This window comes from Brasilonema sennae CENA114 (genome assembly GCF_006968745.1).
GTDB classification, from domain to species: Bacteria; Cyanobacteriota; Cyanobacteriia; order Cyanobacteriales; family Nostocaceae; genus Brasilonema; species Brasilonema sennae.
Window position 1 is genome coordinate 3,260,396 of the sequence record NZ_CP030118.1, and the last position, 21,287, is coordinate 3,281,682.

At 40.3% G+C, this 21,287-nt stretch carries 16 protein-coding genes; 11 read left to right on the forward strand and 5 right to left on the reverse strand.

Annotated elements, in window-relative coordinates:
- Positions 1-78 precede the first annotated feature (78 nt).
- Complete coding sequence (locus tag DP114_RS13865) at positions 79-285, reverse strand: hypothetical protein (RefSeq protein ID WP_169266229.1); 207 nt, start codon at positions 283-285, stop codon at positions 79-81.
- 245 nt (positions 286-530) lie between these two features.
- The gene (locus tag DP114_RS13870; RefSeq protein ID WP_171976354.1) at positions 531-1,133 is read right to left on the reverse strand and encodes a superoxide dismutase; all 603 of its coding nucleotides are present in this window, start codon (positions 1,131-1,133) and stop codon (positions 531-533) included.
- Between the two features lie 281 nt (positions 1,134-1,414).
- Here DP114_RS13870 and DP114_RS13875 point away from each other — a divergent pair, with 281 nt between their 5' ends.
- The 6 genes from DP114_RS13875 to DP114_RS13900 all read left to right on the forward strand — a co-directional run bounded on the left by DP114_RS13875 (position 1,415) and on the right by DP114_RS13900 (position 9,231).
- Positions 1,415-1,906 (forward strand): hypothetical protein, encoded by a 492-nt coding sequence (locus tag DP114_RS13875; RefSeq protein ID WP_169266231.1) that lies wholly within the window; start codon positions 1,415-1,417, stop codon positions 1,904-1,906.
- A gap of 28 nt (positions 1,907-1,934) precedes the next feature.
- Entirely contained in the window at positions 1,935-2,312 is a 378-nt protein-coding gene (locus DP114_RS13880; protein ID WP_171976355.1) for a DUF423 domain-containing protein, read from the forward strand.
- 480 nt (positions 2,313-2,792) lie between these two features.
- A complete protein-coding gene (gene egtC, locus DP114_RS13885; protein ID WP_169266233.1) occupies positions 2,793-3,581 on the forward strand; it encodes an ergothioneine biosynthesis protein EgtC in 789 nt (262 codons plus the stop codon).
- Between the two features lie 416 nt (positions 3,582-3,997).
- Positions 3,998-6,022 carry a hypothetical protein gene (locus DP114_RS13890; protein ID WP_171976356.1) on the forward strand — a complete coding sequence of 675 codons (2,025 nt, stop codon included), beginning with the start codon at positions 3,998-4,000 and terminating at the stop codon, positions 6,020-6,022.
- 341 nt (positions 6,023-6,363) lie between these two features.
- Positions 6,364-6,870, forward strand: coding sequence for a YceD family protein (locus DP114_RS13895; protein WP_171976357.1), 507 nt, complete (start codon positions 6,364-6,366; stop codon positions 6,868-6,870).
- A gap of 393 nt (positions 6,871-7,263) precedes the next feature.
- A complete protein-coding gene (locus DP114_RS13900; protein ID WP_171976358.1) occupies positions 7,264-9,231 on the forward strand; it encodes a serine/threonine-protein kinase in 1,968 nt (655 codons plus the stop codon).
- Here DP114_RS13900 and DP114_RS13905 read toward each other — a convergent pair whose 3' ends face one another.
- From DP114_RS13905 to DP114_RS13915, 3 genes are read right to left on the reverse strand one after another with little or no spacing between them, the layout of a single operon-like run.
- Positions 9,232-10,296, reverse strand: a complete 1,065-nt coding sequence (locus DP114_RS13905; protein WP_171976359.1) for a glycosyltransferase family 2 protein — start codon at positions 10,294-10,296, stop codon at positions 9,232-9,234. It lies immediately after the preceding gene.
- 8 nt (positions 10,297-10,304) lie between these two features.
- A complete protein-coding gene (locus DP114_RS13910; RefSeq protein WP_171976360.1) occupies positions 10,305-11,654 on the reverse strand; it encodes a lipopolysaccharide biosynthesis protein in 1,350 nt (449 codons plus the stop codon).
- 53 nt (positions 11,655-11,707) lie between these two features.
- A complete protein-coding gene (locus tag DP114_RS13915; RefSeq protein ID WP_171976361.1) occupies positions 11,708-14,014 on the reverse strand; it encodes a GumC family protein in 2,307 nt (768 codons plus the stop codon).
- A gap of 531 nt (positions 14,015-14,545) precedes the next feature.
- Here DP114_RS13915 and DP114_RS13920 point away from each other — a divergent pair.
- The 5 genes from DP114_RS13920 to DP114_RS13940 all read left to right on the forward strand — a co-directional run bounded on the left by DP114_RS13920 (position 14,546) and on the right by DP114_RS13940 (position 20,584).
- Positions 14,546-15,871 (forward strand): O-antigen ligase family protein, encoded by a 1,326-nt coding sequence (locus tag DP114_RS13920; RefSeq protein ID WP_171976362.1) that lies wholly within the window; start codon positions 14,546-14,548, stop codon positions 15,869-15,871.
- A 13-nt stretch (positions 15,872-15,884) separates the two neighbouring features.
- Positions 15,885-16,856, forward strand: a complete 972-nt coding sequence (locus DP114_RS13925) for a glycosyltransferase family 2 protein (protein WP_169266241.1) — start codon at positions 15,885-15,887, stop codon at positions 16,854-16,856.
- 253 nt (positions 16,857-17,109) lie between these two features.
- Complete coding sequence (locus tag DP114_RS13930; protein WP_171976363.1) at positions 17,110-18,198, forward strand: glycosyltransferase; 1,089 nt, start codon at positions 17,110-17,112, stop codon at positions 18,196-18,198.
- A gap of 65 nt (positions 18,199-18,263) precedes the next feature.
- Positions 18,264-19,304, forward strand: a complete 1,041-nt coding sequence (locus DP114_RS13935; protein ID WP_169266243.1) for a glycosyltransferase family 4 protein — start codon at positions 18,264-18,266, stop codon at positions 19,302-19,304.
- Between the two features lie 23 nt (positions 19,305-19,327).
- Positions 19,328-20,584, forward strand: a complete 1,257-nt coding sequence (locus DP114_RS13940; protein ID WP_169266244.1) for a glycoside hydrolase family 5 protein — start codon at positions 19,328-19,330, stop codon at positions 20,582-20,584.
- Positions 20,585-21,287 lie beyond the last annotated feature (703 nt).

Consider the following 21,287-nt stretch of genomic DNA (forward strand, 5'->3'; position numbering starts at 1 on the left):
GCGATCACTTCAAGTAGCTAAAGTTTACAGTCAATCGTCCAAAATGAGTCCAAAATTATTTACCAATGACTGATAACTTCAAAATACCTGATCTTCTATACCACGCCACCATTGCCCCAAGTTCATCAAATCTTGGTGAATGTCTGCTAACTGATGAAGATACTCACTGTCTGAAAGTGTTGCTCGACGTTCTTGAAGTTTCTTAAGTCGCAATTGCACCAATAGCCAAGGTTTGGTGATACTATCAGTTGCTTCCATGTATTGCGCTAGTTCAGTACTATCCATATGCCTTTTAAACTTGTAAATTTTGGGTAAATTTTGGGTAAATTTTGGATTAAGTTTTATTAAAGACAGCCAGGAAGCGTGTTTCCTGGCTCATAGTTTAAGTCTACTCAAGTAGACTTAAAACCAAGTGATCTAAAGAATTTAGTCTTCTTGAGAGGACTTGAGCTATTAGCCTAGGGTTTTAAACCCTAGGTGGTTGTTGACACTATGCAACACAAAGTTATCGGCAGACGAGTTTTGCCAGGTTATTTACCTGCTTTGGCGTACTGTTCGGCTACAAAGTCCCAGTTAATCAGCTCCTTTAGGAAAGTTTCCAGGTAATCCGGACGACGATTTTGGTAATCCAGATAGTAGGCGTGTTCCCAAACATCAGCGGTTAACAAGGGAGTTTGACCGTTTGTCATCGGGTTTGCAGCGTTTGGTGTTTTCACAACCTTCAGTTCACCCTTATCCACCACCAGCCAAGCGTAACCACTGCCAAACTGGGTTGCACCAGCTTCTTTGAATTGTTTTTTGAATTCATCTAAGCTACCAAAGCTGGCATTGATTTTTTCAGCGAGTTCCCCAGTGGGTGTACCAGAGCCTTTTTTCAAGCCGTTCCAGTAGAAGGTGTGATTCCACACTTGAGCCGCATTGTTGAAGATACCAGTTTTCGATGAATCATTGGCAGTTGCCAAAATGATATCTTCCAATGACTTGTTGGCAAGTTCTGTATCTTGAACAAGTTTGTTGAGGTTATCAACGTAAGTCTTGTGATGCTTGTCGTGATGGAACTTTAGTGTGTCACTTGAAATCAATGGAGACAGAGCGTCGTAATCGTATGGTAGTGGGGGAAGTTCAAATGTCATCGTGTCAATCCTCTCTTAAGGGTATTTTAGTTTAGAGCTTATGGGGTAGCTTTGGAAAAACGTACCCGTACTAAGCACTTCTCACAGCTTGGCACTGTGTGATAAAACTTAAACAGTTTGATTCTACTAATAAATGTGGCCTCAATAGCCTCATGCATAAGTAGGATATGTTCGAGATTGCGAATCGCCCCCAGGAACAGTCAACGTTTCCTAATGACTGGAAGCTTCTAAAAAGTGACGTTAGAATCACAAACAAGGTTTGAATCAGAAAGATAACAACTATGAAGACTGCTGAAAAATTGGCTGCGGGTTGGCTACTGACACTCGGATTCATGTTTTTGTCGCTATCAGCCTCTGCTGTAATGCAGAAAAATGCTATGGACAGGCGTATCGAACCAAGTCTAAGACAGGTTATCGCTCTTAATGATTTTCGTAATCAGGATGCCGTTAATGTACTTGATAATACTGCTTTGAATGGTCTAATTTTCGGCGTTCCTACCTCAGTGTTAGGAGTATGGTTAGCATTGGGCGTATATCGTAAAAGTCGGGATGAGAGGAAGGCGATTAAGGAACAGACAACTGACCAGCTGCAATCCACCTTCTATCGTATGATTCAAGAAAATAATGGGCGTATTACTCTTGTGAGCTTTGCAATGCAGTTACAATTGCCACCAGCAACTGCAAAGCAATATTTAGACGATCAAGCTAAAGTATTTAATGCTAATTTTAAAGTAAACGAAGAAGGGGGAGTCTCTTACCATTTTGATGTTTAAAGAACAAATTGGCTCAAGAGTGTAACTCATGGCACGAATTTTTTTGAGTTTAGCAGCAATCTTAGCTGGTTTATCAGTTGCAGCAGGTGCATTTGGTTCCCATGCATTGCGTGAGAAAATCAGTGATCGCTCCCTAGAAATTTTTGAAGTCGGCGCTCGTTATCAGATGTATCATGCCTTAGCACTGCTAGTGGTGGCACTACTCCTCAGTCGCATCGAGTCACCTCCAGCTACTATGATCGCAAGCGGATGGCTGTTCATCATTGGTATCGTCATCTTTTCAGGGAGCTTATATGCTTTGAGCTTAAGCGGTGTTAAATCTTTAGGAGCGATCGCCCCACTGGGAGGAGCGGCGTTTCTTGCAGGTTGGGGCGCTTTAGCATTTGCTGCTTGGAGTTTGAAGTAATCAAAGGTTCGCCGATTTTTTTTGAGAGTTAGGAAAATCGATAAATCTAGTTTTCATCAGGGTTTGAGATATGCGACGTCATATTACTCTTGAAAGAATACCTTGGTTTAGAACTTGATAGGTTCTTCACGCTGTCCTGCTCATTCTTTCGTTCCGTACTTTTTCTCAGTCCCTAGAAAATGAGCGATCGCTGACTTAATCTATGCTCAAACAAAAAACGAAACGTTCCTTAGCGTTTCGTTTTTTGTCAATCTGGGTGTTCGGTAGTCGGTCAATTCAATCTTCATACTGTCCACTCCTTGACTGTGACACCAAAGTATGAGTGCAAGTTAATGTTAATTTATGTAAACTGAAGTAGTGGGGAATACAATTTTTGCAGTCTGAAAACTAAGAGTGAGATTATAGCAGAAATTCATCTACCATTCCGGAGATTCTCACTATAAAAACTTAATCTGTTCTACACAAGCAAATATCCTAATTATGTGCCGATTACTTGGTTACCTCGGTTCACCTGTTTCTTTGGAAACTCTGTTGTACAAGCCTGAACACTCGCTTATCGTTCAAAGCGATCAACCCCGTGAAATGCTATCTGAGGAGGTGAATGTTGATGGCTTTGGTGTTGGTTGGTATGATTCTCAAAAAGAAACTGAACCATTTACTTACAAAAGTACACTGCCGATTCGGAATGAAATTAATCTGCCAAACCTCAGTCGTTACGTTGAGTCAGAGTGTGTGCTAGCTTATGTTCGCAGCGTTACATCTGGTCAAGTACTGGATATAAGTAACTGTCAACCCTGTGACTACCAGCGTCTGCTTTTCATTCATAATGGTGCAATTGACAACTTTCGGCAGACACTCTACAGACCTATACGCAAGGTGTTAAGCGATAAAATTTACCAATGGATAGAAGGAACGACAGATTCAGAACATATTTTTGCTTTGCTGCTAAACCACTGGGAAGCTAACCCTGGTAAAAGCCTAGAGCAGGCTTTACATGTAACGTTGCTTGAGCTTCAACAGTTAGCGCAAAATTATCAAACCAATATTTCAGCTAATGTAGTCATCAGTGACGGACATCGCCTCATTGCTTCGCGCTTTAGCACAAAATCACCTGCTCCTTCGCTGTACACGATAGCTGATGATCCAAATTTCCCTAAATCTGTAATCATTGCGTCAGAACCAATGTTTGCAGGAAATTGGATTTCATGCCCTGAGAATAGCATCATCAGTGTGGGGCAAGACTGTGATATCAGAATTGAGCAGATCTAGTAGCGCTGTTGCGATCGTCAAAAGTGAGCCAGCTTAGAACGCTTGTCACCTGCGGCGGGAAACCCGTCTGCATGGCTAGCGTTCGTCTTGGGGGTCATTCAATATCCAAGAAAAATCGGAATTATATCTGGGTTGCAAACTACTGGAGATACCTGAGTTAATTAGCGCTTTGCAAAGCACAGGACTATTGCGACGTGTAGTGTATGTAGCTAATTAATATAGCTGGAAGCAACGTAGTTTAAACAGTAGAATTCCTCAGCATAGACAAAAGATGCGGGTGCTAATCCCCTCGTTACTATCGTATTGTAAAGTTCTATTTACTGCCATAAAATAAACAGTATTTATACTGAACTCATGTTGTTAGTACGATGATAATAATATATGAGTTGTGTAAAATTTAGCATATTACTGACAGTATGAACTGCAAAATTCTCAACAGTGCAGCGGAAATCTTCGAGGCTTTCAACGCTTGCAAGAATCCAGGGGAAGAGATTGATCTATTTGAGTGTTTGGCAACTCACCCTGAGGCACCTATAGTAGCATTTGTAGAGATACTGCAAAAAATAAAACTAGAGCCTATATTGGCACTTACGTTACAGGCTTTTGGGAAGATTACTGATGCTGATGTGAAGCTGCGGTTGAAGCAAAGTGATGATTTGCTGATCATGCTGAGTGAACAGGCGCGTTCTGGTTCGACAGACTTGATTCGCTGGGCTGCGGCGACAACGATTGATAAATTAGGATTTGATCTCACCGTAGTATCTCAACATCTTTCAGAGGAACCCGGAAGTATTGCCCAGAAGATAATGCAGTTTAAGATTAAAAGATTTGCTGACCAAAATCTTATAGAAAGTCATGATTATGATGAGTTTTTACGTTTCTGGATTTATGGATATTGGTACAAACTCAAGGAATTGACTCTAGATTATGAGTTTTGGACATTAAAGAAGGAATGGGAGTCTAAAAAAGAAAGAGGATGGCAAGATTCACATGACTCTCAAAAGATTCAGCGTCTCAATAAATTTTCAGTTTGTTGGGAGGTAATGAATGCTCTTAGTTTGAGGGGATTAAATCAGGTGAACTTGGCACTAAAAAAAGCTGAAGATTGTGGAGAAAAGGCTTCAGATATTGATGAAAATGAGGTATTTGAAGGCATTGCCCAAGTTTTGTCAACTTATCAATTGACTGAATTTAGTAGTGACAGTGATTTGCAAGTTTTAATGGAGACTCAATTTCACTGTTTGGAAAGTAATAATAAAACAACTCGCTTACTTGCGGCTCGAAAAATCCTGACTTTGGAAAACACTTGTTTAGATAAAATCCGAGATGAACAACTACAAATTTTCCATTCAACAGAAGCTTTGATGGAAATAGAAACATACAATATTACTCGTAAAACTACCTATAAAAAATTAGAAATATTGTCCGAAAATATAGATTTTTTAGAAAAACAACTGAAGCGAAACAAAGTACTGGGTGAACTTTCTCAGATGAAGTTGCTAGTTTTAGACGAAATGAGTAAGAGAAAAAGTCAATTTGCTGCAGCTAAACTTTCCTGTGAAAATTTCCGAAAAAGTATTCATGTGGAGATTGATAAATGTTTGAAAAAAATTCAATCAATCAGTACAGAAATTTATGAAAAAGTATTTGATGAAGTACAACTTGGTCAACTGCCTGATATTAGTGTTGATCATGAACACGGACTTATCTTATTTGAAGATTATAAAAATCTATTGGCAGAAAAGTTATCAATAGCCTCTTCTGTTCATAAACAAGTGTTGACGTTTTATTCTCAATTAGAAAAATGTCAAAACCATCATGAGACAATTCAAAACAATTTAACGTTAATAAAATCTATAAATTATAGAGTTTATGGATATTTAGCTTTAAAAGACGACTTAATTGAAATTCAATTGCCAAGTCGTATCACTTATCAAAACTATACACAATTGAGTTTGCTTGAGCAATATTCGACTTATTTAAAAAATAAGTTAAATCAACTTAGAGATGAAGTAGTTTGTCGTTACGAAAGAATAATCCCAAGTCAATTATCACCTCTTGATACAGAAATAAAAAAAGCAAAGATAAAAATGGAGGCAGCTAAGAATATCGCCGATAAGATTAATAATTTTTCTAAAATATTATGCCTCTATCTAATTTCTCTTCTTCTGCTACCGTGGACGCTAACCATGATGGTTCCTGTTGGGTTACTTATAGGTATTGTGAAGATATTTTTTGGTGAGGCAGGAGAGAATCTAACTCGGATTTTGGGTTTGATTGCTGCTCCTGGTATGTTAATTTATCTGGGAATTGAAAAAATAATATATAAACTCATTCAACAGTATGAAAAAAGATTAGAGTATCAAAGGATATTAAGATATGAGAAACTCGAAAGTTTGAAAGATGAGGAAAGGCAGATACTAAATTTATTATCTATTTGAATCCCCAAGTCTTGGCTCTTGGCGCGATAGCTAGCCCCTTAGGGGGCGCTGCGCAAACGCTGCTGCGCTCCGCGCAGATCGCTTTGCCTACCTTATTGCCTAAAGTCCCCCCACCGCCGCCTCAAAGTCGTCTGGTGTATGCACGACCGGAGAATAAATAGGACACGGAAATTTTAATTGCTGCCAAAATGATATAATAACCGTGCCTGTACAAGACGTAAAAACCAACCCCAAGATTTGAAAAAGTAGACGCCCTTCTCACCAATAGACGTGGTCAAGGAAATATAACTCCGCGCTTGTCGTAAGATGGGGCTATGCAGAAAGGATGTCTGACAAGTGCTATGGACGCAATTTTTATTCCGCAGCTTACAAAAGCGCCGCAAGCAACAGAGGAAGTTCAAGTTAAAGAGTTTCTAGCTGGTTTAGAAACTCTGACACCAGTTAAAGGTCGCATCCGCGTCCAGCATTGTGGGAATTACTTAGAAATACGTTCTCAAGCAGAAACAATCATCACTTGTACCTGTAGTCGATGCTTACAAAACTACAATCATCGTTTAACTATTGATACAAAGGAAATCATTTGGCTAGATGAAGCTGCAAACGTTGATGATCTACCGCTAGAACGCGAAATCGCTTTTGATGATTTAGTAGAAACTTTATCACCCCAAGGGTATTTTGACCCTGGTACATGGCTGTATGAGCAAATATGCTTGGAATTGCCTCAGCAACAGTTGTGTGATGCCAATTGTTTAGGCATTCAACCAACCGCCCAGAGCAAATCTGATAAGCGTGTTGACAGGCGTTGGGCTTCTTTGGAAGGTTTTAAAAACCAATTTCCGGGAGCGTAGTTTGATAAGTTTGTAGTGGGCGCTTTTGTCTGAAAGCGTCTACTGCAAAGTAGGAAAATTTAATCGCTCATTTTGGCAAACTAGTTTAGTTTCATATAAGTTTCATAATTTTTTCACTGATTTGTTCTGTTGTTTCGCACTGCTGACTGGTCTAAACTCCAGAAGCGAGTTGTTGGAGAAATTGTTCACAGCGATGGTTCTTCTTTGCCCAGAGGGGTTTTTTGAAGGAAACCCCTCTGGGCAAATCGGAGATTTGGGGCAAAGTCGCTGAGTCCTCCGGACACGCGCAAGGGACGCTTGGTTGGGGCTTAGCGTGATCGCTTTGAGAATTTTCACTCTGAAAAATTTAAGATGTAATATGATAGATGGCAGCACAGTCAAGCTTGCCAGACGATGCTCTGCTGCCTCAACCCCGATTGCCCGCAACCTCAAAATCCTGAACAGATAATCCATTGCCAGAGTTGTGGTGCGCTACTCATACCGCTTTTGAGAGGTCACTATCGCATAACTCAGGTGCTTTCAGATGAAGGTGGGTTTGGTAGAACCTACTTGGCAAAAGACATAGATAAGCTCAATGAACGCTGTGTCGTCAAGCAACTAGCACCAAAAGTCCAGGGGACGTGGGCTTTGAAGAAGGCGATTGAGTCATTCCAACAAGAGGCGCAGCGATTGCAAGAACTCGGAAAAAATTCGCAGATTCCTACCTTATTGGCTTACTTTGAGGAAGATAACTATCTGTATTTAGTCCAAGAGTTTATTGATGGGCAAACTTTGCTCAAAGACTTGCGACAACAGGGAATATATCATGAAGCAAAAATTCGCCAAGGTTTACTCGATTTGCTGCCTGTTCTCAAGTTTATTCATGAGCGTGGGGTGATTCACCGCGATATTAAGCCACAAAATATTATGCGCCGTCAAAGTGATGGCAAGTTAGTACTCATTGATTTTGGTGCCTCAAAGCAACTAAGCGCAACAGTACGGACTAAACCGGGGACGACTATTGGTACACGCGGCTATAGTCCTCTCGAACAATTGCAGGATGGTGAAGCTCATCCTGCAAGCGATTTGTTTAGCTTAGGGGCTACGTGTTTTCATTTAATGTCTGGTGTTTCACCAGGTACTCTTTGGGCAGAAAATGGCTATAGCTGGGTTACTTCTTGGCAGCTATATTTGAAATGTTCGATAAGTGCAGATTTAGCTAAAGTTTTCGATAAGCTTCTCAAAAAAGACATTAATGAGCGTTATCAGTCTGCGGATGAAGTCCTCAAAGACTTGGAACCTCGGCCACCATCCCCACAGCCACCTAGACTGAAAAACAGACTTTTAGCAGGTGCTGGTATTGTGTTGTTAGGATTTGGGGGATTTTGTTACATAAACAATTTCGAGATCCTAAATCTGATAGCGCAAAACAATTTCTTGATGAAAACCCTCAATGGGCATTCCAATGTGGTGACTTCTGTTGCTGTTAGTTCGATTCCCCCTGACTCCCCGCTTTATAAGGGGGGACTGGGGGGGATTGTTGCCAGCGGCAGTTTTGACACAACACTCAAACTGTGGAATTTGTCAACTAGAAAGGAAATTTTCACACTTGAGGGCAATGCTGGTTCAGTTTATTCCGTCGCTACCAGTCCGGATGGTCGTACTGTAGCTAGTGGCAATGGTGACAAAACAATTAAACTATGGAATCTCTTCACTGGACAACAAATTTATACCCTTTATGGACATTCGAGTTCGGTTGAATCCGTTGCCATTAGTCCGGATAGCAAAATGCTTGCAAGTGGCAGTTTTGACGGTAGCATCAAACTATGGGATCTGCCATCGGGAAGGGAAATTGCTACCCTAAAAGAACATTCTGCTGCAGTGAAATCTGTTGCCTTTAGTCCGGATGGACAAATTCTTGCCAGTGGCAGTGAAGACAATACTATCAAACTATGGAATTTAAAAAATAAACAGCTGATCAGAACTTTAAAAGGACATTCTCAACCAATTAGATCTGTGGCTATTAGTCCTATTCGTTCTGACTTGCGGAGTTTGGGAGGACGACTTGGAGGAATTCTTGCCAGTAGCAGTGCTGACGACACTATCAAACTATGGGATTTAGGAACCGGACAGGAAATCTACACCTTTAAGGGACATTCTTTCTCAGTTAATTCTGTGGCTTTTACTTCAGATGGCAAAACCCTGGCAAGTGGTAGTAGTGACCATACCATCAAACTGTGGGATGTGGCAACGAAAAGAGAAATTCTTACCCTCCGGGGACATTCTAAAGAAGTTACTTCCGTGGCCTTTAGTCCCGATAATAACACCCTTGTGAGTGGTTGCACTGACGGGACTATTAATCTTTGGCGGGTGGTTCGGTAATCAGACATCCTTTAGGACAACGCTATAAGGTTTTTTTCCGAATTCTTCTTGTTGAATGCGTCGTTTTTGACTAGCCCCGGCAATTTTTAAAGCAACAGACTGTACTTGATGGTACAGCTTGCGTGGCATTAGCCAGAGAAAATAAGCTGCTGCGAGAGTGATAATTGTACGGTGTGGTTCTTCTAGTATAATTCGCCAGTGGGTAGATAGCGATCGCATGGCAAACTCCACAGCTGTTGAACCAGCTTCTAAAGTGACTGCTCTTCGGGCTAAATGGCGTAGTTGGTAAGCCATCGCGATTTTTTCCAACTCAGGCATAGATCCTGCAGGTACGTAGGCGCGTGCTTTTTCCAGCATTGTTTCCCAAGAACTTAACTTTTTCACCAGTTGAGCCGAAAATCCCTGGGAATTTATTCGGTAAAGCGTCAAGGCTTCTGGTATTCCTTCTATCAGCCATTTCGTTTTCATCGCTATCCGCAGCCAAAGTTCCACATCTTCTGAAGGATGCAGTTGGCGATCATCATCAAAATAAAAGTTTTCTACCACTCCATAAAGATTATCTTGGAATGCGATATCTTCAAAAACCTGACGCCGAATCACGGGTACTGATCCATTTCCAATGGGAGTCCGACAAAGTATATCAAGTGGAGTAATTTCCTTGAGCTTGGTTATCTGATAAATACCCAAAGGCTTCCCTGCTTCATCGATTAAAGAAGAACGACAAAAACTCACCCCCACTGCTGGTGACTTCTTTAAATGTTCAACATGTTTTTCTAACTTTTCTGGAACCCATAAGTCATCTGCATCTAAAAAAGCCAAATATTCCCCTTGAGCATGACGAATACCAACATTTCGAGCCGCCGCCACTCCCCGGTTTTGCTGACGGATTATTTTGATTCTATTGTCTGTAAATTGCTGGCAAATTTCTATGCTTCTATCTGGGGAACCATCGTCAATAATGAGCAACTCAAAATTTGTATAGGTTTGCTCAAGAACTGATTGTATTGTTGCTGCTACATATTTCTCAACTTTGTAAACTGGAATGATCACAGAAACTTTTTTCATAGAAGCCCCTAAATTTTCTTAGTTTTTGGGAAAACATAATTTGTTGCCCACAATGTAAACAAAGGTAAAAACACAATATGAACTAATAAAACGGATATTGCTACAACAATTATTTGCCAGTGCTCTCCTAGATGAACTGATAACACAGATGTATCTACACCAAGAAATTGTAAGTTCACTCCTATCAGGATTGTTATGCTAAATAGGAAAGTGAATATGATATTCCAATATAAATCTAAATGAGGTTTACCAACAGCTATAAGCAATTGGGATGCAGCGTCTGCAAAAGGTCGTGGAATTGCCGATAGGCAAATGAGAATAACAATGGGGATAGCAGGCACCCATTTCTTACCAAAAACAATTGGTACATAAATATGAGCTAAACTAGATTGGAGTATCACAAAAGGGATAATAGTAGCGCGAATAGTTTTCAGACTACTAAAATAGGATTTTTTCAATTCAGACAATTCTGAGCGAACTGCACATAAATGAGGTAAAATTGCTGAGTTAATAGCATTAATAATACTTAAACTTATTCCTAATCCGGCGTTAAAACCAAAGAAGTATAACCCTAATTCCTGAATTCCATATTCAGGGACTCCCTGCTTTACAACAAACCGACCAACTAACAGATAATCTAAGTTATTTCTTAGTGTTCTTAACAAGGAGACCCCTAAAATATTTTTACCAAACTTAAAAATCTGACTCCAACTTTTGGTGGTAAATCCTGTGTTGACACGCCAAGACTGTGCTCTGTAGTATATTAAGGGTTCAAGAGGCGAAATTAATATTGAAGGCAACACCAACGACCATACACCCATACCTAAGACAGCAAAAATTGCAGTCAGTATACTTCCAGTAAAGTTTTGAGCACTATTCGCAATTGCTATTACTTTCAGACGATTTTCTCTTTGTATCAGAGTTTTTTGTATTGTAGATAAAGGCCAAATTAAATAAGCTATACCTGAGACAATGATTGGCAAAATCAGATTTGGACTTTTATAAAACCAAGCTATGGGAAAAGCTGCAATAGACTGAATAACAAAAAGACTAAAAAAAACGACCCAACTTAACCAGTATGCAGAGTTACACAAATCCTCTAGTTCTTCTTCTTCAGCCTGAATAATTTTTGCACTTATACCGATGTCAGCAAACGTGAGTGAAAACTCACGTACTGTCATGATAATCGCACCCAAACCATAGTCATGGCGATTTAAATATCGAGCAATGATCACAACTAATCCCAAGCGCAAGACTCTGTAGATAATCTCTGAAATACTCAACCAGCCAACATTTCGGATGAATTGACCGGAGAATTTTTTCTTAATAATGTTTATTACAGGATGAATTGATCTCATTACTATCTTTGGGACAACTAACGAGTGACGAAAATATCACTGTCTATTACTAGCTACCGTTCAATGGTATCAGCTACTATACCCAAAACTGGAACCTGACCAGTTTTTAATTCTTCCAGGGCTTGGTGTAAAGAAGGACGAACTGTTTTACCTAGTCCTACAACCATTAAAACTCCATCAACACGATTTGCTAAGATGCTTGTGTCTAAAAGTCCCATAATATGTGGTGCGTCATACACAATTAAATCATAGTTTGCATGGGCTTCCTTCACGAAATTTTCCATTCTTTGAGAGGAAAATAGCTTTGTGGGATTTTGTGGTGCATCACCAGCTGTGATTACAAAAAGATTTTCTTCTCTGGGTGCTTGTCCAACAACATCATTTAAATCTATACCTAGAAAAAGTATCTCGCTAAGTCCTTTGATGTTAACTAAACCTAATGCATGATGAACTTGAGGATGACGTAAATTAGCATCTACTAATAGCACTTTTTGACCTGCTTGAGCTGCTATCTTTGCTAAATTGACTGCTACTGTAGATTTGCCATCGCCACTTGTAGCTGATGTGACGACTATTGAGTGGATAGAAGCTTGTGATTTGAGAGAATTTATTCTGTTAAAAAGAGAGCAGAAAGCTTCGCTAAAAGCAGTTGTTTGATACTCGTGAGTCTTTGCTTTTATCTGTGGTACAAATTGATGTTTTCCTTTTTGATTTGCATAAGCTAGTTCTTGATCTCTGACAGTAGTCGGGTGTCTTAATTCTTTGTGGAAAGGAACGACTGCAAAAACTGGTAGTTTAGTTGTACGTTTGATTTCTTCAGGATCGCGAAAGACATTTTGCAAATTCTCCAGAACCAAAGCAGCCAGACTTCCCAAGAGTAAACCTCCAACAACTCCTAAGGCAATGTTACGCTCACCATTGAGTCCAACTGGTATAAGATGCCCTTTTTTATCACGAGGGAGTGTGGGAGGCGTAATCACTTCCCAAGGAATATCCTGTTGAGCAGCATCTACCCGCAGTGCTTCTCGCTTAGCTAAAATCTGGTTGAGGGTGTCGGTAGAAACTTGCAAATCCCTTTGCAAATTGGCGTACTGACGTGAAAGGGCAGGATATTCCTGAATTTGTTGATTCAGCTGCACTGTTGCTTCTTTATTAGCTTGGAGGCTACTTTCTAACGCCTGAATTTGGTTAGCGCTATCAGCTAGTTGTTTGATCAGGTCACGCCGAACCGAGTTTTGATAAACTCCTACTTGGGAGTTCTCCCTCCCCTGATTTCTACCTAATGCCTGTTTTGCTTCTTGCTGTACTAAAGGTAAGAGTTTGCGTTGCTGTTCGCGCAAACTCCGCATGACTGGGTTGTTGTCAGTGAGGCGGGTTGACTCTGCAGCAATTTTTGTTTCTACCTCTTGCAGACGAGTCAGGACTTGCTGATATTGAGGTGATTCACTCAATGCTGATGAGGCGATCGCACTATTCTCTGACATTTGCAACTGCTTTTGCAAAGAAGCAGAAAGTGAGCGAGTCTCAGCTAAGCTTCTTTCGGTTTCTATGCGCTGTGTTTTTAGTTCATCAGCTCTGTTGAGCAATTGTTGCCCCTGAAGTTCCGGGTTGAGCATATTATACTTCTTTTGGAACACTTGCATTTGTCCTTGAAGTGTATTCACCCGGAGATGTCTTTTGGGAATCTGCTGTTCAACAAATTTTATTCCCTGACGTAAGTTCGTCTGCTGTTGTTCTTTACTATAGTTTTGATATGCTTGTGATACCTCCTCTAAAACATACTGGACTTTTTGTGGGCTGGATTCTCGATACCGAACCTCCACGACTCTTGATAGGTCTTTGCCTTTACCAATCCGACTAATATGTAACGTGCCAACTCGTTCAGGAGACACTTTACCCGACGCATCACTCGCAACAAGTTGATCGTAGGTAATGTCTGGATAGCGCGTTTTCAAGTCTTTCACTACTGGATCTATCAGCTTTGGACTTTTCAAAACCTCCATTAAAGCCTGATAATCCATTTCGGTTTTATTCTGTTTGGTGATTTCGTTGATATTTTGCTTTAAAGTTTCCGATAGTAAAACCAGTAACTCACTATCAGCACTTTTTAATGGTTCAACTAATATCTGAAACTTCCCTTCATATTTTGGAGTTCGAGTTGCTGTCCACGCAATAGCCACTGTCGTCAAAATCACTGTCGTACTAGCAATCAAACCTAAGCGACGACGCAATACAGGGAAAATTTGATTTGAACCCGTATTTTCTTGTTCACCTTCTGGTCTTCTCCATAATAAATACGGTTCTTTCAAGACAGTATTGGAATTTCTCAAGTACTGCAAGCTTTGTTCCTTAGTTGGCATTGGTTTTCCCATTTCAATATATTAGATACACGATTTTGTCAATCTATCTTTTTAGATACTGAATTCTAGCCAACTTGCCAGAAACACAAACGCAATAAGTATTTGCAATGGTGTTGCATTTGCAACAACTAATTCTAGCGTGAGTATGGTACGGCTAACATCCAACAAGGCGATGCGGTTACAGACTCTGCACCCGTTAGTTATCTTTGCGCAGAGTACTCCCTGAACTTTAAGAATAAATCATATCAGATTTTTGCTAGTTTCAGTATCCTCTAACATACCCTCCTACGTATATATTATGCTCTCCTTTACATAAAATTTATAAAAAGGTTTTTTTCAATAAAGATAAAGTAAAGTCGAAAGTTATGACTGAATCAAAAATGACTTATGCGGACATAATGATACGAAAGTTGAATAAAATAATCTTTATACGATAAATGTATTTAAGACCTTTGTTCAAATTAAGCATCACTTTTTTTGTTCAACAAATTTTATTGAGACGGCTAACAAATTATTGCAAATAGAGTAGCCATGCACAGATTCTCAAGGCTAGCCGAAAAGGTATTTGTTGTATTGACTCTGTTTTTTTCAACAACTGCCTTGATACCTATTCTTATAGAAAAAGAAGATTCTGTAGATGCGAGCCAAGATCCATACACTCCAATCCTTTTTATGGGAATCTATATCGTGACTCTGTTGTTGGTTATGAAAAACTGGAAAAGTTTTTTGTACGTTGCACAGAGGGACATTTGGATCTGGTTACTGGTAGGAATTGCATTAGCATCCGTGTTGTGGACAGTAGCACCAGATATTACGCCACGTCGTAGTGTACTTTTTTTGGGGACAACTGGATTTGGAGTATACTTAGCTACGCGTTACACGATGAGGGAGCAACTAGAATTACTCGCTTGGATGTTCGGCTTAATAATATTACTAAGCTTTGTGTTTGCCATAGCACTCCCATCTTATGGTTTAATGACCTTTCAGGAAAAAGGTATTCACGCGGGAGCTTGGCGAGGTGTCATAACGCACAAAAACACCTTGGGTCGTCTGATGAATGTCAGCACCATAGTCTTTCTGTTACTCTGTCTTGACAACTCGCTTTCTCAACAGAAATATAAATGGCTTTCGTGGCTTGGTTTTGTTTTATCAGTGGTTTTAATCATTCTTTCAACCTCAAAAACAGCTTTGATTGTTCTTCTGACTTTGACAATTATTTTGCCACTATATAAGGCTTTGCGAGGTAATTATAATCAAATAGTCCCTTTAGTTATAACTGTGGTTCTTGTGGTAGGAACTACAGCGACTTTGCTATTAGATAATTTACCACTTATCGCGACTGCATTGGGTAAGGATTTGACACTCACAGGACGCACAGATATTTGGGGAGTAATGCTTGAGCTAATTTGGGAACGCCCTTTATTAGGCTACGGTTTTAATGCTGTTTGGCAAAGCTGGGATAATGAGGTGACAGCCTACCTTTGGCGCACTTTGGAATGGGAATCTCCTTATGGTCACAATGGTTTTATGGATTTATTGGCAGAATTAGGGATACTAGGGTTAATAGTTTTTGCAATCAGCTATATAACCGCTTGCATAAAAGGAGTTATGTGGTTACGGTTAACAAAAATGGTAGAGGGATTATTTCCTTTAATGTATCTGACATTTTTATTTATGTCTAACATCACAGAAAGTAATCTTGTAGTAACTAACAATATTTTTTGGATATTATACGTATCAATCATTTTTTCAATGGCTGTGGAATCGGAACAAGCGAAGCTCTATAAATATGAAAGTTCTTATATAAACAATGAAGAATGGATTGAGATAGAAGCATCAAGTAAACAAGATTTCTAGTTGAGGTAAGAAAATGTTAATTTCTGTGTGCGTGTCAACATACCAACGTCCTGAAGGATTAAAACGTTTACTCGATGGTCTCAATCAGTTAACTTTTAGTAAGTGTGAAACTCCAAATTTAGAGGTGATTGTTGTTGACAATGACTCAACTGGTTCTGCTAGTGCTCTTTGCTCTGTTAAAGAGAAGAATTTCAATGGAGTATTGAAATACTCCATTGAACCTACTCGTGGCATTTCTAACAGTCGAAATAAAGCTCTTGCTTGTATTAACAAAGATACTAACTTTGTTGCTTTTATCGATGATGACGAGGTTCCTGCATCATCATGGCTCGATGAGCTTTTATTTGTTCAGCAGAAATTGGATGCAGATGTCGTCACTGGACCAGTTTTTCCCCATTTTACAGAGACAGACGTTCCTAATTGGGTTCTCAAAGGAAAGTTTTTTGAGCCGACGCATTTTCCTACAGGTCATCCACTTAAAGTTGCTTTCACGAATAATGTGCTCATCCGCTTTGAGATCTTAAGGCAAATACACATAATGTTTGACGAGCGTTTTGCTCTGAGTGGTGGAGAAGATTCGCACTTTTTCATGCGCTTGTCTCGGGCAGGATACAAGATCGTGTGGGCAGATACGGCTTTAGTTTACGAGTGGATACCCCAAAACCGTACTAAGATGAAATGGATTCTTCGGCGAGGTTATCGTTGTTGGAGTACACAAAGTTTATGCGAGCGAGAACTATATCCTTCCATTATGGTTCTCAGCATACGTGCCTGTAAAGGAATCGGATTAATTAGTCAAGGATTCTGCCTTCTTCTTCCTTCTTTAGTGTTAGGACAACACGCAATTGTGAAAGCATTACTACATATTTGTAGAGGAACAGGTACACTTGCAGGTCTTGCTGGAGTCCGTTACCAAGAGTACAAAGTCATTAGTGGAATACAGAATGACCGCAAACCCAGTACAAGTTTTCGTAGCGGTTGCTGAAAAATTATAAAAGTTTGCTAGTACGTTTAGTTTAACTATTAGTCTGAAATCTATATTTAGATGAGGATGCACTCGCATAAGCATTAAGACAACGCTCAAAATTATTGACGAATGTTCCTTATGCAATCAATTCAATTTATTTCACAAAGCTGATTTCGCAAAGTCGGGTGTCTGAAAATATCATTTCATGATTCTAACCGCCTCGGTAAAGAGGTTGTCAAAATATCGATAAGCTTAATGAGAGTAATTAATAATGAAGGTAATTTTGCTTAATAACTATAGCATGACTGCTCAGTGGGAAAAGTGGAAAGAAGAAAATTATGAGTATCCAAGTCATCATCTTTGGGGAGCGACAACATTACCGAAACATGGTATTGATGTTGAGCTTATGCCTTATGAAAAGTTTGATTTTTTAAAAAAGATTAGTGAAAAAGTAAAAATATTAGGAGACTTAGATCAGCAACTTAGATTACTTTTTGGAAAATACGATTACGATATTATTTACTCGGGAAATCAAGGATCTACATACTTCCTCGCAATTTTACGCGCTATAAAAATTTTAAGAAAACCAGTTGTTACTGTACAACATCAATCATTTAAAAAAAGTATTTGGAGTCTATTATTTATAAAAATAATTTTATCTTCCTATGATCGGCTTTTTTGCTTAAGTAATGGACTAAGAGAGCACCTTATAAAAGAGTTCAATGTACCAGAAAATAAAGTTTCTTTGTTAGAATGGGGCATTGATTTACCTTGTTATGACAAGATAAAAATGAAGAACACAGTTGACACAATAAAAGAGGAAGAAAATAGTTTTATTTTGAGCGCGGGTAGAACATACAGAGACTACAAAAGCCTAATAAAAGGTTTCAAAAATATCAGTTATCCCTTAAGGATATATAGCCCTGAAGAGCCTTTTTTTAAAAAAAATTCGGAGATGAAGTCAAACGTAAAAATTGTCACAGATTACGTATCATGGCGAGAAATATTAACTGAACATGCCAAAGCTTATGCAATTGCTATACCTCTAGATACAACCCAGCCTAAATCATATATTAATGTGCTTGGAGTGACTAGTCTTCTAGATGCAATGGGTATGGGAAAAGCAGTTGTCATGACGAGAACTATAGAGCCTTGCATTGATATTGAAAAAGAAGGAATTGGAATTTTTGTTGAACCAGGAGACGAGAAAGGATGGGAACAGGCAATATCCTATTTATTGGAACATCCAGATGAAACTCGGGAGATGGGAAACAGAGCTCGACGTTTATGTGAGGAAAAATATAACTTAGAAGTTTTTACATCAAAATTATCTAAACTTTTGAAAGATGCTTTGAGATAGCAAGTCTTGTACACGGAGAGTCATTTATACTATAAAGAATTTTGACATAGGGATTCTCAATTTATATGCATTGGACAATTGCAGCACCGTTTATAAACCAACAGAACCTCGTGAACGAGCATTGGTTAACACGAAATGTTCCTGGCGATCGCCACCAGTTCCATATCGTTCCACGTTCAATACCGTTAGGAAACTGGCACAATCAGAAGTCTTCTGTGACTGGGTTCAAGAGTTGGCTTATTTATTGGCAACATGGTATGGAAGCGATGAAGGCGTCTGAGGGAGGCGTGATTACCCTTTTTCCTCAGCTACCAGCAGTCATAGGAATGCAACAACGGATGACTGGCAAGAAGCGCGTTCCTGTAGTAGCTTGGTTATTTAATGTTGGCACCTGTTCTAGTGGAATTCGGCAGGCGATCGCCCAATATACCCTCAAACACATTGATCGCTTTGTTGTCCATACACGCCGTGAAATAGATATCTATCACCACTGGTTGGGAATCCCAAAAGAGCGTTTTGAATTTGTTCCCTTTCATCAATCAGAGATTCCCATAACTCATCAAGAGAATACGACTCATCCTTTTATTGCAGCACTTGGTTCTGCTCATCGCGACTTTTCCACCTTCTTCCAAGCAGTGTCCAAGCTCAACCTACCAACGGTTGTCGCATCAAGCGAACGTGCATTAGAAGGATTAACTATTCCACCGAATGTGAAAACACCATTCGGGATTGAAAGGCAAGATTGCTTGGATTTAGCTCAACAGGCGCGGATCAATGTCGTACCTCTGCGTCCATTGCCCCAAGTGACAGCAGCGGGACAAATCACTATTGTAGAAGCTATGCTCATGGGACGTGCTGTCATCGCCACCCGTTGTCATGGAGCAGAAGATTATATTCAGCATGGCGAGACAGGTTTGTTAGTTGAACCCCAATCTGTTGATGACTTAGTGCAGGCGATAGAAATGTTATGGAACGATTCAGCACTACGCAACCGTCTTGGTCAGGCAGCTAAACGCTATGCTGAAGAACATTTTTCTTGTAATGCAGCAGGAGCAGCTTTGGGCAGAATTCTAGATAAAGTTGCAGATACTGCAGGTATGTACTAACTTGTACTAACTAATAATGTCTTATGAGTAGACCAATTTTTGTTAAACAGGGATTTACCATAATACGCAAGATTGGTTTTTCCGTTGTTTACTATTACAAAAAGTGGGGGCAAGTCACAAAAAACATTGTGGCTGGCTTGGCTTTAGTGTTACTTTACACAATGTTCAGTAGTTGTTCGCCGTGGTTTGTAAACCAATTTGGCATGGCTAGAAGTGAAGCAGCTACGACTATTGTGCCTCCTTTGTCTACTCGCGGTTCTGCGATTATTGATGCCAAAGGTCGAGTCGCTCTGCTGCGCGGCGTCAACTGGTTTGGTATGGAACTACCAAATCATGTTCCTCACGGACTTTGGGCGAGGGATTACAAAGATATGCTTGCTCAGATAAAAAGTCTGAGCTACAACGTCATTCGCTTGCCCTATTCCGTGGAAGCTTTGCGTTCTAGTGACATCAGTGGTGTTGATTTTTCCATTGGTGCAAATAAAGATTTACAAGGTAAAAATCCTCTGGAAGTCATGGATCTGGTGATCCAGGAGGCGCAACGGCAAGGATTACTGATTCTGCTCGACAGTCACCGCCTCAACGACAAGCTTGAGTCTGAATTGTGGTATAACGATTCCTTTAGCGAGAAAGACTGGATTGACAGTTGGACGCTGCTAGCAAAACGCTACAAAGGCTATAGCAACGTCATCGGGGCAGATCTGAAAAATGAACCTCATGGTCGTGCTAGTTGGGGAACAGGCGATCGCCCAACAGACTGGCGCTTAGCCGCAGAACGAGCTGGAAATAGTATTCTCAGTGTCAATCCAAATTGGCTGATTTTGGTAGAGGGAGTCGTGGGAAACGTGCCTAATCAAAAACAGCCTATCTATGCTTGGGGTGCTAATTTGGAAGGTGTGCGGAAATACCCAGTGCGTTTGAAAGTCCCAAAAAAGCTAGTCTATTCTCCTCATGAGTATGCAGCTCCTCACCTACCGTGGGTTAAAGAACCTATACTTCCTGGTAATTTATATAAACGTTTGGAGATTGGATTTCACTATATTGCGACTCAAGGTATTGCCCCAATTTGGATTGGTGAATTTGGTGGAAATCAAGTAGATACTAAATCTAATGAGGGGATTTGGCAGAGATGGTTTGTTGATTATATCAATCAGAAAAAGCTTAGCTTTACCTATTGGTGCTGGAATCCCAATAGCAAAGATACCGGAGGTATTCTACTAGATGATTGGAAAACTATTAATACTGATAAGCAAAAACTTTTGGCTCGGCTGCTGCGTTAACAAATAAGGTAAGTAGTTGTCACTCGCTGAGTCGCAAAGCGACACGCTGCGCGTTCGCTAAAGGTCATGCTGAACCTAGCGTCCCTTGCACGTGTCATATCATGTCCGGTGAAAGACTTATCATTAAGACGGCTCTTCCCAGGGAGAAAGAGGATTTCCCGGTTTTTGCACAGATTTTGTAATCACAACTAATTAGCCGGACATGATATCACGCCACTTGCTCCACTTGGGGAGCCAGTGGGTTTGTGTAACCTTGCGTCGCAAAGCACAAGCGCGTGAAACCCCAAGACGAGCCACTGCTGCAGGAGGTGACGACAACCGGCTGCGGTCCTTGTTTCCCGACAGCCAGGCATCTGGCGTCCCTTGTCCCCTTGGGACACGCGCGTCTGCGAACGCGAGTGCGGGCAAGGCAGGGCTATAGAGATACCCGAAGGGGTCTCCCGACCTAGGCATGTGGCGTCCGCAGTGGCTCCCCTTGGGACACGCGCTTACTGTAGGCGCCTTCCAAGAGCATTTTTGCAGGAGATACGCTCCCTTGCCCGCTACGCTAACAGAATGACAACTTTATACCTTCTTGGACTTTTAAAACATCCTCTGAAGTGCCTTCACCAAAACTGATAATTTTTTCTCATTTTTCTCTGCTCAGGTGCTATTTTTAGCATATATTCATAATAATAATACAGTGTTTTCATCAGTCTTATAC

Coding starts and splice junctions, on each gene's coding strand:
- DP114_RS13900 (WP_171976358.1), top strand. CDS start 7,264: ATGCTCTGCTGCCTCAACCCCGATTGCCCGCAACCTCAAAATCCTGAA.
- DP114_RS13880 (WP_171976355.1), top strand. CDS start 1,935: ATGGCACGAATTTTTTTGAGTTTAGCAGCAATCTTAGCTGGTTTATCA.
- DP114_RS13890 (WP_171976356.1), top strand. CDS start 3,998: ATGAACTGCAAAATTCTCAACAGTGCAGCGGAAATCTTCGAGGCTTTC.
- DP114_RS13930 (WP_171976363.1), top strand. CDS start 17,110: ATGAAGGTAATTTTGCTTAATAACTATAGCATGACTGCTCAGTGGGAA.
- egtC (WP_169266233.1), top strand. CDS start 2,793: ATGTGCCGATTACTTGGTTACCTCGGTTCACCTGTTTCTTTGGAAACT.
- DP114_RS13915 (WP_171976361.1), bottom strand. CDS start 14,014: ATGCCAACTAAGGAACAAAGCTTGCAGTACTTGAGAAATTCCAATACT.
- DP114_RS13925 (WP_169266241.1), top strand. CDS start 15,885: ATGTTAATTTCTGTGTGCGTGTCAACATACCAACGTCCTGAAGGATTA.
- DP114_RS13940 (WP_169266244.1), top strand. CDS start 19,328: ATGAGTAGACCAATTTTTGTTAAACAGGGATTTACCATAATACGCAAG.
- DP114_RS13910 (WP_171976360.1), bottom strand. CDS start 11,654: ATGAGATCAATTCATCCTGTAATAAACATTATTAAGAAAAAATTCTCC.
- DP114_RS13870 (WP_171976354.1), bottom strand. CDS start 1,133: ATGACATTTGAACTTCCCCCACTACCATACGATTACGACGCTCTGTCT.
- DP114_RS13935 (WP_169266243.1), top strand. CDS start 18,264: ATGCATTGGACAATTGCAGCACCGTTTATAAACCAACAGAACCTCGTG.
- DP114_RS13895 (WP_171976357.1), top strand. CDS start 6,364: ATGGACGCAATTTTTATTCCGCAGCTTACAAAAGCGCCGCAAGCAACA.
- DP114_RS13865 (WP_169266229.1), bottom strand. CDS start 285: ATGGATAGTACTGAACTAGCGCAATACATGGAAGCAACTGATAGTATC.
- DP114_RS13920 (WP_171976362.1), top strand. CDS start 14,546: ATGCACAGATTCTCAAGGCTAGCCGAAAAGGTATTTGTTGTATTGACT.
- DP114_RS13905 (WP_171976359.1), bottom strand. CDS start 10,296: ATGAAAAAAGTTTCTGTGATCATTCCAGTTTACAAAGTTGAGAAATAT.
- DP114_RS13875 (WP_169266231.1), top strand. CDS start 1,415: ATGAAGACTGCTGAAAAATTGGCTGCGGGTTGGCTACTGACACTCGGA.